This window comes from Bacillus salipaludis (genome assembly GCF_004358205.1).
The window spans coordinates 65,182-81,483 of record NZ_SMYO01000006.1; the positions used below are offsets into that span (position 1 = coordinate 65,182).

The 16,302-nt window shown below is 38.1% G+C and carries 15 protein-coding genes; 10 read left to right on the forward strand and 5 right to left on the reverse strand.

All coding sequences use genetic code 11. The annotated features are described in order from the left end of the window. Window positions 1–25 precede the first annotated feature (25 nt). A complete protein-coding gene (locus E2K98_RS13425) occupies window positions 26–955 on the reverse strand; it encodes a response regulator (RefSeq protein WP_133334856.1) in 930 nt (309 codons plus the stop codon). A gap of 4 nt (window positions 956–959) precedes the next feature. Further along, window positions 960–2,279 (reverse strand): ATP-binding protein, encoded by a 1,320-nt coding sequence (locus E2K98_RS13430; RefSeq protein ID WP_133334858.1) that lies wholly within the window; start codon window positions 2,277–2,279, stop codon window positions 960–962. A 247-nt stretch (window positions 2,280–2,526) separates the two neighbouring features. Between E2K98_RS13430 and E2K98_RS13435 the strand changes: the two genes are divergently transcribed. From E2K98_RS13435 to E2K98_RS30935, 3 genes are read left to right on the forward strand one after another with little or no spacing between them, the layout of a single operon-like run. Then, complete coding sequence (locus E2K98_RS13435; RefSeq protein WP_133334860.1) at window positions 2,527–3,507, forward strand: glutaminase; 981 nt, start codon at window positions 2,527–2,529, stop codon at window positions 3,505–3,507. Between the two features lie 30 nt (window positions 3,508–3,537). Then, window positions 3,538–5,175 (forward strand): APC family permease, encoded by a 1,638-nt coding sequence (locus E2K98_RS13440; protein WP_133334862.1) that lies wholly within the window; start codon window positions 3,538–3,540, stop codon window positions 5,173–5,175. A 56-nt stretch (window positions 5,176–5,231) separates the two neighbouring features. Continuing rightward, window positions 5,232–5,381 carry a hypothetical protein gene (locus tag E2K98_RS30935; protein ID WP_165976266.1) on the forward strand — a complete coding sequence of 50 codons (150 nt, stop codon included), beginning with the start codon at window positions 5,232–5,234 and terminating at the stop codon, window positions 5,379–5,381. A gap of 61 nt (window positions 5,382–5,442) precedes the next feature. Here E2K98_RS30935 and E2K98_RS13445 read toward each other — a convergent pair whose 3' ends face one another. Beyond that, a complete protein-coding gene (locus tag E2K98_RS13445; protein ID WP_308913722.1) occupies window positions 5,443–6,066 on the reverse strand; it encodes a TetR/AcrR family transcriptional regulator in 624 nt (207 codons plus the stop codon). A gap of 209 nt (window positions 6,067–6,275) precedes the next feature. On the opposite strand from E2K98_RS13445, the gene E2K98_RS13450 reads away from it, so the two are divergent. The 4 genes from E2K98_RS13450 to E2K98_RS13465 all read left to right on the forward strand — a co-directional run bounded on the left by E2K98_RS13450 (window position 6,276) and on the right by E2K98_RS13465 (window position 9,833). Beyond that, window positions 6,276–6,716: a MarR family winged helix-turn-helix transcriptional regulator gene (locus E2K98_RS13450; RefSeq protein WP_133334866.1), complete on the forward strand. Its 441-nt coding sequence runs from the start codon at window positions 6,276–6,278 to the stop codon at window positions 6,714–6,716. Window positions 6,717–6,721: 5 nt separating this feature from the next. Beyond that, window positions 6,722–7,375 (forward strand): HlyD family secretion protein, encoded by a 654-nt coding sequence (locus E2K98_RS13455; protein ID WP_133334868.1) that lies wholly within the window; start codon window positions 6,722–6,724, stop codon window positions 7,373–7,375. Window positions 7,376–7,383: 8 nt separating this feature from the next. Continuing rightward, window positions 7,384–9,246, forward strand: a complete 1,863-nt coding sequence (locus tag E2K98_RS13460; protein WP_133334870.1) for a DHA2 family efflux MFS transporter permease subunit — start codon at window positions 7,384–7,386, stop codon at window positions 9,244–9,246. 188 nt (window positions 9,247–9,434) lie between these two features. Further along, window positions 9,435–9,833 carry a DoxX family protein gene (locus tag E2K98_RS13465; protein WP_133334872.1) on the forward strand — a complete coding sequence of 133 codons (399 nt, stop codon included), beginning with the start codon at window positions 9,435–9,437 and terminating at the stop codon, window positions 9,831–9,833. Between the two features lie 397 nt (window positions 9,834–10,230). On the opposite strand, the gene E2K98_RS13470 is transcribed toward E2K98_RS13465, so the two are convergent. Next, window positions 10,231–10,929: a hypothetical protein gene (locus E2K98_RS13470; protein ID WP_133334874.1), complete on the reverse strand. Its 699-nt coding sequence runs from the start codon at window positions 10,927–10,929 to the stop codon at window positions 10,231–10,233. A 352-nt stretch (window positions 10,930–11,281) separates the two neighbouring features. Between E2K98_RS13470 and E2K98_RS13475 the strand changes: the two genes are divergently transcribed. The 3 genes from E2K98_RS13475 to E2K98_RS13485 all read left to right on the forward strand — a co-directional run bounded on the left by E2K98_RS13475 (window position 11,282) and on the right by E2K98_RS13485 (window position 15,911). Further along, a complete protein-coding gene (locus E2K98_RS13475) occupies window positions 11,282–12,454 on the forward strand; it encodes a sulfite reductase subunit alpha (RefSeq protein WP_133334876.1) in 1,173 nt (390 codons plus the stop codon). 1,778 nt (window positions 12,455–14,232) lie between these two features. Further along, window positions 14,233–15,072 (forward strand): GNAT family N-acetyltransferase, encoded by an 840-nt coding sequence (locus tag E2K98_RS13480; RefSeq protein ID WP_133334878.1) that lies wholly within the window; start codon window positions 14,233–14,235, stop codon window positions 15,070–15,072. A gap of 263 nt (window positions 15,073–15,335) precedes the next feature. Then, window positions 15,336–15,911: a hypothetical protein gene (locus E2K98_RS13485; protein WP_133334880.1), complete on the forward strand. Its 576-nt coding sequence runs from the start codon at window positions 15,336–15,338 to the stop codon at window positions 15,909–15,911. Window positions 15,912–15,956: 45 nt separating this feature from the next. Here the strand turns inward: E2K98_RS13485 and E2K98_RS13490 are convergent, their stop codons facing one another. After that, complete coding sequence (locus tag E2K98_RS13490) at window positions 15,957–16,136, reverse strand: DUF3896 family protein (RefSeq protein ID WP_133334882.1); 180 nt, start codon at window positions 16,134–16,136, stop codon at window positions 15,957–15,959. Between the last annotated feature and the right edge of the window lie 166 nt (window positions 16,137–16,302).

The window sequence follows — 16,302 nt, forward strand, 5'->3', positions numbered from 1 at the left end:
GAAGTTTTTTTGTTAAACATGTAAGCTATTGTTCTGAATGAACCCGGTGAGCTTCAAAATAGAGGACTTGAATAAATTTTTTCGCATTGATTCGGGTTAGCGATGTTGATGGTGCAGAGCCATTCTTTAATTCTGCCATTTTAGTCCTGACGGTTGCAAAGTCAAAAAACTTTGAAGCATAATTCTCAAACTTCCAATTCGAAAAATCGGCTAGACCAAGGGATGCCAGATGATTCAACGACTGATAAATGGCCCGGCGCACCCGCTGTTCGGTTGCTTTAATTTCTTTGTTTATTTCGACGACTGGAGCAGCGGTTCCCAGTCTTTTTTTAGCTAAATCGATAAATATTCCTTTTAGGGTAGGAAAGCGATTGTTTAAAATGTCTGTTTGTTCAGTTTGCTCTAAATATTCGAGGATGTCCAGTAAATCTTTACTGCCATTTTCACCTGCGATCCCTAATTCCGTTAATAGAAATTGACCGGAATTTCTGATGCTTTTTTTATTCATAGGATTTGCTTTTCTTGGTGATGGATCGAATTTAAGCACGGCATGAAGAGACTTGTGAATATCCTGTATCGATTTTTCCAATTGGATTTTTTCGATGACTTTTTGAAGAATCGTTAATACTTCAATTCTGTTTACCGGTTTATTGATATAGTATTCACTGCCAAGCGAGTATGCTTCGGCAATCAAATCTTTTGATTCGACTTGAGAAATCATGATGATTTTTCCTTCGAAATACGATTTTATTTGCCGGATGGTTTCCAATCCGTCCCGATTTGGCATCAACAAATCAATTAATAAAATTTCGATGTTAAGCATGTTCAGATTTTCGCCATCAATTAATGAACCATCTTCTGCTTCTCCAACAACTTCCCCTAAACCTTCGTCTTCGATGATTTGGGCTAACATCGACCGAACTGCTTCATCATCGTCGATAATGTAAAATCGCATCGAATCATCCTTTCTTGATTAACTGACTCACGGGTAATCGAATTATGAAAATCGTTCCTGTTCCTTCTGCTTGATCCTCAACCGTTATTTTACCTTCAAGTTGTTCCATCATTTCTTTGACAAACGATAATCCCATACCAGTAGATGGATTTCCGGACTGATCATATTTCGAGGTAAATCCTGGCTTGAATATTGCATTTTTTCGCTTGGCTAGGATACCGGGTCCGTTATCGCCAATTTCAAATTCAATCATTTCTTGATTCTTTTCAATGTTGATTGAAATAATTCCAACATTGTCAATTGCTTCTACCGCGTTTGTGACGATATTATTGATGATTGATAAAAGGGTGAACGCGTGGTAGGGAGGATGAACTCCACTAATGGAATACTCAATGTGAATCTCTTTACCTAGTAAAGAGGCATATTTTTCATTTGTCCGTTTTATGATGGAAATCAGCTCGTTTAGTTCCATATAATCCGCAAAACGTTCAACGGAGATGAGCTTCGAAAGTCCTGCAAAAATACGCTGATTATCTTTTTTAATCTCATGAACTTCTCCAGCGATACTCAACGCCTCCCTAGAGAAATCCTCGATTGAATTGGCAATACTCGGAACGTTTTTCAACTCATATAAGCCTTTGTATAAATCATAGGATTTTTTTGTAATGTTTTCGGCATTTACCAACGTTTTTTTTAAATGAATTGATTCTTCATATAGGTTGGAAATCAACAGGAGCATATGCTCATTTTGTTTTCGAATTTGTCTTTCTCTTTCTTGTGCCTGATACAGCTGCATGATGGTGAAAAAGCTAAGAACAATAAAACTGTGCGAAATTGCCATCATCAGGATTTCGCTTAGTGATGAAATTTTAATTGTAGTTCCTAAAACAAAGTATTGAACGGTCAGTTCAACGATATCAGACAGGATCTCGATTGAAATGCCTATCCATCCGATGACCAAAAGCCGGTTATGAAATCGGTTGACTCTTGCCAAATAAAAGAAACAAGCATAAGCCAAATAAAAGAAAAAGCTTGAAAAATTGTCTTTCAAAGAGCTTACCCAATGAAAATGCTCATTCTGGATAAATTCTAGCAGGATACGAAACCCTACAATATTTATAGCGGTCAAAAAACCGGGCAAGACAGGCGGAATCTTACGAAATAATAACAAAAAGAATAAAAAGGTCGGCACCCCAAAACTGATTCTGAAGGCGGCATTGATTGGATAAAAATTGATAACACCTGCTAAGGGGACCGTTATCAACATCAAAATAAGGATGTTGATGTCTTTTTTGAGTAGTGGGCTGAAATTCAAAATGATCACTTCCTGTTTGTCTGAACAAAAGTATACAGGTAGAAATATCTGAACACAATGCCAGAGCCATTTTTGAGAAATTTTATTTTTAAGATAAAAAACTTTCTGTAGATTTCCGTTTTCTTTTGTAGTGCGGATTATAGAATCAATTATATTTTTTAAGTAACATTTCGAAAGCGGTTTCTAAACCGAACATTTTATGAAAGTGAGGGGATTCCGCTTTCATTAATGTAAAAACATTAAAGGAGAGAAGAAATTGAGCCAAGCGATAAAACAAGAGGTTCATAATCAAAGAATAGATGGGTTGGATAAATTGGTGACTCATTTTCGCTCTTTTGCCACGGAAGGAAAATGTGCTAGCTATATTCCTGCTTTGGGGAAGGCCAACTTATTTCAGCTGGGAATTTGTATTGCATTACCAACAGGTTCAACCATCCGGTCAGGGGATTGGCAAGTCCCATTTACATTACAAAGTATCTCAAAAGTAATCAGCTTTATTACAGCATGTGTAACCCGTGGTATTTCTTATGTGTTGGACCGGGTTGATGTCGAACCAACAGGTGATCCCTTTAATTCTATCATTCGTTTGGAAATGCATAAACCGGGAAAGCCATTTAACCCGATGATCAATGCAGGTGCCATTACTGTTGCTTCCATGCTTCCTGGGGATTCGTCGCAAAGTAAACTAGAAAATGTTAATCAATTAATTGAGAGTATGATAGGAAAACGTCCAAACCTGAATGAGGAAGTGTTTCAATCCGAATGGCAAACAGCACATCGAAACCGGGCTTTGGCTTACTATTTAAAAGAGACTGGCTTTTTAGAAGCCGAGGTGGAGGAAACACTTGAAGTTTACTTAAAGCTTTGTTCGCTGGAAGTGACTACAGAAGATATCGCCATGATTGGAATGATCTTGGCGCATGATGGATACCATCCCATTCAACACGTACAGGTTTTGCCTAAAGAAGTGGCCAGACTGACCAAAGCTTTGATGATTACTTGTGGAATGTACAATGCTTCCGGTAAATTTGCGGCATTTGTCGGGCTCCCGGCAAAAAGCGGGGTATCCGGAGGAATTCTGGCGTTAGTTCCGCCAAATAAAAATAGAGAACATCCCTTTCAAGACGGTTGTGGAATCGGGATTTATGGACCGGCAATTGATGAATTTGGGAATAGCCTGACAGGTGTTAAATTATTAAAGCATTTGGCTCAGGAATGGGATCTCTGTATTTTTTAAAGTTATCTAAATAAGAAAGAGGTTGAATGGATGAACAATCAATTACAAAGAAGGATGGGAACGTTTGCCTTAACAATGGTGGGTATAGGTTCGATGATCGGATCTGGCTGGTTATTTGGGGCTTGGAGAGCGGCGCAAATCGCCGGTCCTGCAGCGATTTTTTCCTGGCTCATCGGAATGACGGTTATTTTATTTATTGCTCTTTCTTATTGTGAATTAGGCTCGATGTTCCCTGAAGCAGGGGGAATGGTGAAATATACTCAATATTCTCATGGGTCGTTCATTGGGTTTCTCGCCGGTTGGTCTAATTGGATTGCCATAGTTTCGGTAATTCCCGTTGAGGCCATTGCTTCTGTTCAATATATGAGTTCGTTGCCTTGGAAATGGGCTCAGTGGACTCATCAACTGGTCGTAAATGGCAGTCTAACCTTAAAAGGCTTATTGCTTGCTTCTGTATTTTTATTTATCTATTTTCTCATTAATTATTGGACGGTTAGCTTATTTGCAAAAGCGAACTCTCTAATCACGGTTTTTAAAATCATCATCCCTGGACTGACGATTGGCTCCCTCTTATTTGTAGGTTTTCATGGCGGGAATTTTACGTTGAACTCAGGAGGCGAAAGTCATAGTTTATCAAGTGTCTTTACAGCTGTCGCGACATCAGGTATAATTTTTGCATTCAATGGTTTTCAAAGTCCAATCAATATGGCAGGTGAGGCTAAGAATCCCGGGCGTTCCATCCCGATTGCGGTAGTGGGTTCGGTCCTGATTGCAACGATGATCTATGTTCTCTTGCAAGTTGCTTTTATTGGGTCTGTCGATCCTTCCTTAGTTGTCCATGGCTGGAATCTGTTAAATTTTAATTCTCCTTTTGCTGATTTGGCTATTGCACTAAACCTGAACTGGCTCGTCATCATACTCTATTCTGATGCTTTTATTTCTCCTTCAGGAACAGCTATTACGTATACCGCCACAACGGCGCGGATGATCTATGGGATGCAAAAGAATAAGTATTTTCCAGCAGTGTTTGGAAATATTCATCCCTTGTATGGCGTACCACGTCCGGCAATGTTCTTAAACCTGGCTGTATCGTTTCTATTTTTGTTCTTGTTTAGAGGCTGGGGGAAACTGGCGGAAGTCATTTCTGTTGCGACGTTAATTTCTTATATTACAGGACCTGTTACCGTCATGACATTAAGAAGGACAGGGGCACGTTTGTATCGGCCTATCAAGCTAAAAGGACTGAGCATTATTGCTCCATGCGGGTTTGTTTTTGCTTCTTTAACCCTCTATTGGGCATGTTGGCCGTTAACCGGACAGGTATTATTATTTATTATGATTGGTCTTCCGATTTATTTTTACTATCAAATAAAAGTGAAATGGAAAGGGTTCCGCCGGAATTTTCTCGCTGGTCTATGGATGGTTGTATACCTATTATGTATGATGTGTGTATCCTATTTAGGAAGTAACAAGTTTGGCGGAAAGGACATTATCCCATACGGCTGGGATATGCTCTTAATTGCCGGTTTATCTCTAGTATTTTATGTTTGGGGCTTTAAAAGTGGGTATGAGACAGAATATCTGCAAGAAGCGTACAAAGTGAATGAAGAAATTAGGGCAAATAAGGAAACAAATGCCTTGGAAATCAAGAAAGAAACAGCAGTATAGTAAATCTGTTTAGTTAAATCATTTCTATTAATCTATGAAAAGAGGAATATATTTTTATGTGGATTATCACAGTCTATTCAAAAAACAATGTTAACATGTTTGAATTTGACACAGAAAAAGAAGCAAAAGAGGCATTTAAAAAAATTCAAGGTCCGAAATTTCTTACAGAAATGATTTACTATAATGATGAGCGTTTTATTGTATAGTATAGAAATATAATAAGTGCCAGGCACCAATCCAGTATGGGAGAGGCCTGGCACTTATTTTTTATTTCTTATAGAACCCTCTTTTAAGTAAATCCAGTTCCAAAGAAAAGGCCTTCATTGCATCATTCATATGAATTTCCCTCGCAAAGACAGAAATGAGATTTCGAAGCATTACGGCCGTCATGATTTTAAAGATATGGTGCAATTCTTCCTCATTTTGTACATTTAAATTTTCCGAGTTGATCGAGTGAATGATTCCCATGAATCTGCTTTTTGCTTTTTCCTCATAAATATTCTGTGTTATCGCTTTTTCGATTCGATAATTCATGTTTAAAAAGGTATTTTTAAAATATTGGCGATTTTCCTGTTCTTCAAAGGTGATGAGAATGGATTTAAACCAATCGATAAAGGACTGAAATAAATCTCCTTCATTCATTTTTAAGATGGAAATGAAGCGCTCATTATTCCGAGTAGAATGCTCATCTAATAAAAAATAGAACACATCTTCCTTATCCTCAAAATATTGATAAAAACTCCCCCTGGGTATGCCAGCATCCTTAATGATATTTGAAATGGATGCTTCATTTAATGGAACCCGCGAAAATTCCTTCTTCGCAGCTTTCAATAATCCTTCTTGTTTTTCTTTTGATAAATTTAAAAACGTTGGTTTTGGCAACGATTTCACTCCTTATATCATATGACAATGTGTCACAATTTATCCTAACTATATGATAATAGGCCTATAAATTAATGTCAATGCACATATGACAATGTGTCATTTTTTATATTGACACTTAAATGTCCACTGATTATAATGTATTTCTGTAAAGATTATTTCGCATACGAAATATTCCAGTGGGAAAGTTTAGAAGAATAATAGAAAGGAGAGCAGCGATGGCCGTACTAAATAATGAGATCTATGAATCATATTTAGCGATCAATAAAGCCATCAAAAGACTGATTAAATTTGATGCAGATAAATTAGGAATCACAACAGTCCAATTAAAGGCAATCTACAAGCTTGCGACGAATCCCAATATAAGTTTAGGAGAACTTGCCGAAAAATTAAGAATGACGAACAGTACTGCAAGTAATGTGATTGAACGATTAGTTCAAATGGGCTTAGTCGAAAGGGTAATTCCCCCTGAAAATAGAAGGGTGGTCTCCATTCATTTAACAGAAAAAGGGAAAATGATCTTAGATCAGTTTCATTCTTCGGACTCCCTTTTTATCAATAAAATGAACGATGTCCTTGATTTACCGGAGGAGGATGTCTCGGAGCTGTTACGGTTGCAAACGATTGTCTTACAGAAGCTTACAATAGAGGAGGAATAGGGTTAATGAGTGCAAAACGTTTACTTTTAATCAACATTATTATGTTACTTGTTCTAGTAGGAGGAGGTTTTGGGATTTATGCCTATTACAATAAATCAGTCAATTATTTAACGACTGACAATGCCCAAATTGCTGGACAACAGGTGACGATTGCAGCAACGGCAAATGGAAAATTAACAAATTGGAATGCCAATGTTGGCGACCATTTTTCAAAAGATGATAAGGTTGGAACTATTACTACTACGGGCGCGGATGGTAAACCTGTCAAAATGAATGTGACGCTTCCAACGGATGGAACGATTGTGCAAAGTAATGCCGTTAAAGATTCGTTTGTTGCCGCAGGGACACCGCTTGCCCAAGTCTATAATCTGGATAAATTATGGGTAACAGCGAATATTGAGGAAACAAGTATTGATGAAATCGCAGTAGGACAGGATGTCGATATTTATGTGGATGCATTCCCAAATAGCGAATTAAAGGGAACAGTAAAACAAATCGGCTTAGCAACTTCAGGGACATTCTCTCTATTGCCTAGTACAAATACCACAGGTAATTACACAAAAGTTACACAGGTTGTTCCTGTAAAAGTATCCATTGATGATAATAAAGGTGTTGCCATTGTCCCTGGTATGAACGTAACCGTGCGAATTCATAAGTAGGTGATAAAATGTCCATATATATCACGGGTTATGTTATTTTAGCCATATTGGTTTTACTTATTATAAATTTTACGATGATCAAACAAAGAAAGCGGAACATGCTTCCAACGAAAGTGATGGATCAAGAGGGTAAGGAAAATCCTGTTCAAACGAAAATCAATGATGATGAATTAAAGGAAATAAGTTTGGAAACTGAAGAGGTTGCGGTTAATACCCAGCAGGATTTATCCCATCAAGTCGAAGAAATGCTTGAAGATTCGGCGATTGCTGAACCGGCATTAGAATATGTTGCGGATGTACAGAAAGAAGAAGTTAGAAAGAAGCGGGAAAAAGAAAAGGCTGTTGACGATAAAGGGAATTCAGGAACAGGGAAAGTGCTTGTCGCGTTAATGCTTGGTGCCTTTGTTGCCATTCTGAATCAAACCTTATTGAATGTAGCCATCCCCCATATTATGAATGATTTAGGTGTTTCGGCGAATACGGTTCAATGGCTCTCAACAGGTTATATGCTGGTTAACGGAATTGCGATTCCTGTTACAGCCTTCCTGATTGAAAAGTTTGGGACTAGGAAACTATTTATCTCTGCCATTCTTCTCTTCACACTAGGATCGTTGGTTTGTTCCCTGTCAGCCAATTTTAGTATGCTGATGATTGGAAGGATTATTCAGGCAAGTGGTGCGGGTATTATTATGCCGCTTTTGATGACGGTATTTTTCGCGTTATTCCCTCCAGAAAAACGAGGCAAGGCAATGGGGATTATGGGCATTGTTATGATCTTTGCCCCTGCAATTGGACCGACCTTGTCCGGTTGGCTGATTGGACATTATTCATGGAGACTACTGTTTGACATTGTCATTCCAATCGGTGTCCTTGATTTAATTCTAAGCTTTTTGTGGATGAAGGACGTAACGAAAATAACCAATCCGAAATTTGATTTTCCAGGATTTTTATTTTCAACCTTAGGTTTCGGCTTCCTATTGTATGGCTTTAGCGAAGCTGGAAATGATGGCTGGGACAGCGGTACGGTTATCGTTTCCTTAGCGGTCGGTATTATTTCATTAGTTGCTTTCGTCTGGCGTGAATTAACAGCAGATAAGCCGATGCTTGATTTACGAGTTTTTAAATATGACATTTTCGCTTTAACGACGATTATTAGTATGATCGTGAATATGGCGATGTTTGGTGCCATGATCCTGCTTCCGATTTATTTGCAAAATATTCGCGGCTATACGGCATTGGAATCAGGATTATTGATGCTTCCTGGTGCCATCGTGATGGGGATTATGTCACCTATCTCAGGCGCACTTTTTGATAAAATTGGTGCAAGATGGCTGGCGGTTATTGGCTTAGCGATTACGGTCATAACCACATGGCAGTTTACAAGTCTTAGTATGACAACCAGCTATGGTCATATCTTATTTCTATATGTCATGCGGATGTTTGGGATGTCCTTTATTATGATGACAGTTATGACAGAGGGACTTAACCAATTGCCACGTCATCTTGGTGCGCACGGGACTGCGGCCTCTAATACGGCCAGACAGGTTGCGGGTAGTATTGGGACGGCGCTTCTTGTAACGGTCATGTCGACAAGGCAAGGGGGGCATTATGGTGATTTTACCAATACTGTTACAAGTTCGAATCCTTTTATTGCTGATAAATTTTCGCAGCTTACGCAGGTCTTATCAGGTTATGCCCACATTCCTGCTGCAGCAGGAAAACAACTAACAACCTATTTGGTTTATGGGCAATCGATGCAGCAAGCGACCATTGACGGGATTAATGATTCGTTTATTGTCGCAACGGGTATTGCATTTGTCGCTTTAATTTTAGCGTTCTTTATTAAACGTGCGAAGGTAAAAGAACAGTAAGTGGAAGGAATAACTAGAAAAGGCTCTTCAAAGGGCCTTCTCTAGTTGTTTTTATTTTAGAAAAATTATTTCAAATAAATTTATCTGCTATTCTGGAGCATTTATCTGCGTTGCTAAGGTAAAGGAACAATCTTTTAGAAGTGAGTCAATATTAATGATCTACACTTAAAGAAAGGAGAGGTATGGGAATGGTTAATATCGGCCTTTTGATTATACGTTTGGCTATTGGTCTTACGTTTGTAGGGCATGGAGCCCAAAAATTGTTTGGATGGTTTGGGGGACCAGGGGTAGTAAAGTTCGGTGAATTTTTAGGTACGATTGGAATTAAGACAGGCGGAAGAACCTGGGCAATCCTTGCCGGAATATTTGAACTTATAGGAGGTCTCCTTTTTTCCGCCGGCATCCTCACCTGGTTAGGTGCAGTCCTAATTATTATTGTGATGATTGATGCAATCATCACTGTCCATGGTAAAAATGGTTTTTGGCTAACTGATGGAGGATATGAATATAATTTTATTTTAATTGCTGTTGTTCTTGGCGTGGCACTAACTGGACCTGGTGATTATGTTTTAATTTATAAGCCATAATATGGGGACATTTAAAATGTTCCTCACCTTTACGGTTTTAAAATGTACAAAGAATTTTTAAAGAAATGAACAAAATTCCAAAAACAATTTTAACATGTTTGAATTTGACACAAAAAAAGAGGCAAAAGAAGCATTCAGAAGCATTCGAAAAATTTAAGGCTAAATTCCTTACTGAAATGATAAACTTTAATGATGATTGTTTTATAAACGGATAATCATAAAAAAGGTGCTTAACCCGATTGGTTAAGCACCTTAAATTTATTATTAGGAAAAAGTTTCTTTTCTTTATCACGTCCTTTTATCATGGAATTTATCTAATCGAAAGGATTACCTTTTTAATCCTTTTTCTTCGATTAGATATTGTATGAAGTTGTATATTCCTTTTAAAAATAATCCTTCACCATCCCTTCATGATAAAAATGGTTTGTTTCTGATCACCCGGACCGATAAAATCTAATGCGGCAGGGGAAAATAGTGCAACTTTTTTCTTAGCGCCCTCCAAAAGAATTCGGATTGGCTCAAAAACTACGTTATCCTGAAAGACATGGCCTCCCAAGAAGATCCTCTTTCTTTCCCTACTTGAGAAGACAGCTTTATTTTTTGAAGAAACAAATTTAACTGCGACAGGCTCTTTCTCTTCTTCTTGTGTTGTCAATGAAGCGTTTACAGTTTGTAAAACTTCCTCTTCAATCGAAGCGACGATTCCGATTTCGCGTTCATTCAATACCAAGACGAAGTGATATCCTGTTTCCGTTTTCATCTGGACAACAGACACTTCATCCGTAATGAACGTAACAAAATCCTCGGTTTCGTTTGTGTGTGAGTCTTGTGAGGCTTCTTTTTTCCTGATGACTCGATAATAGGCTTTTGTGCCCATTTCCTCATCTGTGAAATCAAAGGGTTTGATACTCTCAGTGCGCACAAGATACAATTGATTGACTTTTTCGTTGCGGTTTAGTTGGACACATAGGGCAATATCTTCTTTCACCGCCTTTCTCTCACCGTTCGAGAGCATAGGGACATTCATTTTCATACCTGGAAATTGAACGAAGATATAGCTGAAGTTTTTCCTAGGTTGTACATTCTGAAGTCTCATCCACTCACAACCTTTCCGAAATGGTTTTAAGGTTTTTAACCCTGATGAAGTATAATTCAATATTGTTTTGTTCTTTCCTTTCTGGGTATGATGAGTTTTCATCGTCACTTTCTTATGAAATACGAGGTTTGCTCACAATTGTTGAGGAAATATGAGCAGAAATACTATCGAAAAACATAGAATAGAACATTTTTTGTCGTTTGATTTTATAGTTTATTTTTAATTAGTTGGAATTTTTTAAATAAGAAGGATGGGCGGGATTAAATTTTTGAAAATTATGTGTTAAAAAACATACCTGATTTCTTTTCTCTGTGTTATCCTAGCATATATACAACTTTGGGAGGTAAGAGAAATGCAAGTTACTGCAGATAATGCAAAAAAAGACAAACCTACACCTACATTTTCAAGAACGAATCCATTTCCAGCAAGGATTCTTAAAAATGTAAATTTAAATGGAGAAGGCTCTAGTAAAGAAACAAGACATATAGAGTTGTCGTTAGAAGGCTCTGGCCTTTCTTATGTACCAGGAGATGCTCTTGGTGTTGTTCCTGAAAACGATCCAGAACTTGTGGCTGCCCTTCTTGTGGAAATGCATTGGGATGAAGAAGCAGTTGTCACTATTAATAAGCAAGGTGAAACACTGCCATTAAAGGAAGCGCTCACAAGCTTCTTTGAAATTACCCTGCTGAATAAAAAGATTTTACAGCAGGCAGCCGCATTCACTGAAAATGAAGAGCTTCAAAAGCTTGTGGTGGTTGAAAACGCTGCGCAACTAAAAGAATATTGCTATGGCCGTGATTTGCTTGATATGTTACGTGACTTTGGTCCATGGAAAGCTACTGCCCAAGAAATCGTTTCCCTATTAAGAAAAATGCCGCCACGGCTTTATTCGATTGCTAGCAGCATTGCCGCTCATCCAAATGAAGTACATTTAACCATTGGTGCTGTACGATACTCATCTAACGGACGTGATCGTAAAGGGGTTTGCTCGATACAATGTGCGGAACGCGTTCAAGAGGGCGATACGCTTCCAGTATTTGTTCAACCAAATAAACACTTCCATCTACCGGAGACCGGGGAAAGTGATATTATCATGGTTGGCCCTGGGACAGGCATTGCACCATTCCGTTCGTTTATCGAGGAGCGTGCAGTAAATAAAGCATCAGGCAAGACATGGTTATTCTTTGGAGACCAGCATGCTGCGTCGGATTTCCTTTATCAGGATGAGTTAGAAAAATATCTACAGGATGGAATCCTAACAAAACTTGATGTTGCATTCTCTCGTGATACAGCTCAAAAGGTTTATGTTCAGCACAAAATGCTTGAACATGGCAAAGAATTGTTTGCATGGTTAGAAAAAGGTGCAACGTTCTACGTTTGTGGTGATAAAGAACATATGGCAAAGGATGTCCATGAAGCCCTAATTACTGTGATTGAAAAAGAAGGCGAAATGGCTCGTGATGCAGCTGAAGCGTATCTAAAAGAAATGCAATCAAATGGCCGTTATCAGCGTGACGTGTATTAAAATAAATAGGTGTTAGCTGAAGCTTTCGCAAGGCAACGAACCAGTTTTTTTGGGGCGTTGCCTTTTTTGTGTTTATTTTTGTATGATTTAGTATGCTGATTGAGGGGAATTAGTCTGGACCTAGATGTTTTGTACGGAATGAAGTCCAAAACTCAGAAGGGTACGGGAGGAAATGGTCTTCATAGAAGGAATGAAGTCCAAAACGCATGAGGTGGCTGAAGGAAATGGTCTTCATAGAAGGAATGAAGGCCAAAACTCATGAGGTGGCTGAAGAAAATGGTCTTCATAGAAGGAATGAAGTCCAAAACACATGAGGTGGCTGAAGGAAATGGTCTTCATAGAAGGAATGAAGTCCAAAACTCATGAGGGTACAGGAGGAAATGGTCTTCATAGAAGGAATGAAGTCCAAAACTCATGAGGGTACAGGAGGAAATGGTCTTCATAGAAGGAATGAAGTCCAAAACTCATTAAGTCACAGGAGGAAATGGTCTTCATAGAAGGAATGAAGTCCGAAACTCATGAGGAGACAGGAGGAAATGGTCTTCATAGAAGGAATAAAGTCCAAAACTCATGAGGGTACAGGAGGAAATGGTCTTCATAGAAGGAATGAAGTCCGAAACTCATGAGGGTACTGGAGGAAATGGTCTTCATAGAAGGAATGAAGTCCAAAACACATGAGGTAGCTGAAGGAAATGGTCTTCATAGAAGGAATGAAGTCCAAAACTCATGAGGTTGGCTGAAGGAAATGGTCTTCATAGAAGGAATGAAAGCTAAAACTCATGAGGGGACTGGAGGAAATGGTCTTCATAGAAGGAATAAAGTCCAAAACTCATGAGGGTACAGGAGGAAATGGTCTTCATAGAAGGAATGAAGTCCGAAACTCATGAGGGTACAGGAGGAAATGGTCTTCATAAAAGGAATGAAGGCTAAAACTCATGAGGAGACAGGAGGAAATGGTCTTCATAGAAGGAATGAAGTCCAAAACTCATGAGGTTGGCTGAAGGAAATGGTCTTCATAGAAGGAATGAAGTCCAAAACTCATGAGGTGGATGAAGGAAATGGTCTTCATAGAAGGAATGAAGTCCAAAACTCATGAGGTGGATGAAGGAAATGGTCTTCATAGAAGGAATGAAGTCCAAAACTCATGAGGGTACAGGAGGAAATGGTCTTCATAGAAGGAATGAAGGCTAAAACTCATGAGGGGTGCAGGAGGAAATGGTCTTCATAGAAGGAATGAAGTCCAAAACTCATGAGGGTACAGGAGGAAATGGTCTTCATAGAAGGAATGAAGTCCAAAACTCATGAGGGTACTGGAGGAAATGGTCTTCATAAAAGGAATGAAGGCTAAAACTCATGAGGAGACAGGAGGAAATGGTCTTCATAGAAGGAATGAAGTCCAAAACTCAGAAGGATACAGGAGGAAATGGTCTTCATAGAAGGAATGAAGTCCAAAACTCATGAGGGTACAGGAGGAAATGGTCTTCATAGAAGGAGTGAAGTCCAACACTCATGAGGAGACTGGAGGAAATGGTCTTCATAGAAGGAATAAAGTCCAAAACTCATGAGGTTGGCTGAAGGAAATGGTCTTCATAGAAGGAATGAAGTCCAAAACTCATTAAGTCACAGGAGGAAATGGTCTTCATAGAAGGAGTGAAGGCTAAAACTCATAAGGTGTCGTTATTAGACTTAAACAAAGTGAAAGAACATTTTCCCAAAAGCAGGAATGTCTAGAGTTTGTCCAGAATAGAAATAAAGCGTTGTGAAAGGAGTGGTCTGTAATGTTAACAGAGTTAGATTTACTTGATATTAAAGCTCTTCAGGAGGTTTGTGAATTAGAGGGCGGCTTTCACCTGAAGTTGAATTTTGATATGCTTGAAAACCGGGCTGAAAATAGTAAGGATGATTTCTTCTATTATGAAAATGGCCGACTCGTTGGTTTTCTCGGAAGCTATTATTTTGGGAACAAAGTGGAACTCTGCGGAATGGTCCATCCGAATTACCGGAGAAGAGGTATATTCTCTAAATTGCTTGAAATGGGACTTGAGGAAGTAAAGAAACGAAACGTCAGAAACATTTTGTTAAATGCTCCTACCAGCTCCCAAACGGCAAAGGCGTTTTTAAAAAATATTCCTTGTACGTTTACCGTCGCAGAATATCAAATGAAATGGCATAAAACAGAATTGACAGAGGATCCTGCTATTATCGTAAGGCCATCGATTTCAAATGATGATTGGGAAGCTGAAGTCCAACTGGATGTCTTAGGCTTTGGTCTATATGAAAATGAGGCTCGTAAGATGCAACAGGAGATTAGGAAAGACAGTAACGAACAATGGCTCATTATTGAAGCAAATGGTAGAACGGCAGGGAAAATGCGTGTGGATGAAAAAGATGGCGATGCATGGATCTACGGTTTCGCAATTTATCCCGAACTTCGCGGGAAGGGAATTGGGAGAAAAGCTTTATCTAAAGTGGTAAAAATGGAGCATCAAAAAGGACTTTCTATTTTTCTTGAAGTGGAAGCCAAAAATGCCCGTGCACTTGGACTCTATGAATCATGTGGATTTAGGAGCTATCATTCACAGGATTACTATGAATTTCTTAAAGTAAATAAAAATTAAACAAGGCTGCATTAGCAGTCTTTTTTTGTTCTATTAACGATATTTTTTAGAAAACATAATAGGACTTTGTAATTAAAAACATGAAATTTGTGGATTTTTGGAAGAAAAAGAAGGATTCTTAGATTTAATAAAGAAATATATATATTTAAATACAACTACGATTCATCTGCCATCTAAAATATTTTGAAAGATAACAAGAGAAATGCGATATAGAAAAAGATAATAGCATCCATTTCATCAAGGTATGAAGGAAGGTATAGGATATGAACGATAATTTTTTTGCTGATTATAAAAATTTTATAGTAGTACCAGAAGAGGTAAAGCAAGCTGGTAAAGAAGGATTTGAACCAAAAAGTTATGCCGCGCATTATATAGTGACATTGTCGATTTATGATTCCCGTTTATCAGCCTTGAGAGATGCGAGCAAATATGAAATCGATGTTGAAAAAAGCATCAAAGCAGTCTTGAAGGACTTCAATCAAATGCAGTCCAAGAGGTACCATCTTCAATTACTTGAATTAGACAAATTTAAAAACTATTTTATTTTGGCCCTTTCCACTAAAATAAAATTTGAACCTGAGGAAGAGAATGAACAAGTTTCTTTTATCATTGATAAAATGCTCATGAACTCTTTTTATGTAGGGCAAAGTTGGTTTAACCTAATTGGTGAAAAAGGAAAAGTCGAACGAAAGCTCTTTTGCTGGTCCTTTAAGGAATATAAAATGGAGAACCAGGACAATTCAAAAATAGACGGAAAATTTGAAAATATCAGTGAATTAATTCCTAAAAATGGACAGATTACGCTGGTTAAAGCATCATTAAAACAGGAAGTGCTTTAATCTGAATTCACCGCAAAACAAAAGGAGCGAAACCCTCGCTCCTTTTTAATGTATATTTCCTCTTTCAAAGTGATTCATTTCTGTTAATTCAATAATATAGTTATAGTTGTCAATCGAGTGCTGGATTGAATCCATTTGCTCTTTCGATAAGTTCTTACCCTCTAACATCTTCACTAAATTCAGTTTATTTTTCTCAATGATCGAGATCACTTCTAAATAGTCCATACTTTAACATCCTTTCCTGTTTAAGAATAAAATTACAGCAAGTATTTGTAAGCGTTATCTGTGGTGTTATCTTTATTTTATACTGTGAAGTAATAGATGAACCGTGGCAGCTGTAGCAAAATGGTGTCACCTTCGTTACGAAATTGGTACAGATTTCTTGCTAAAA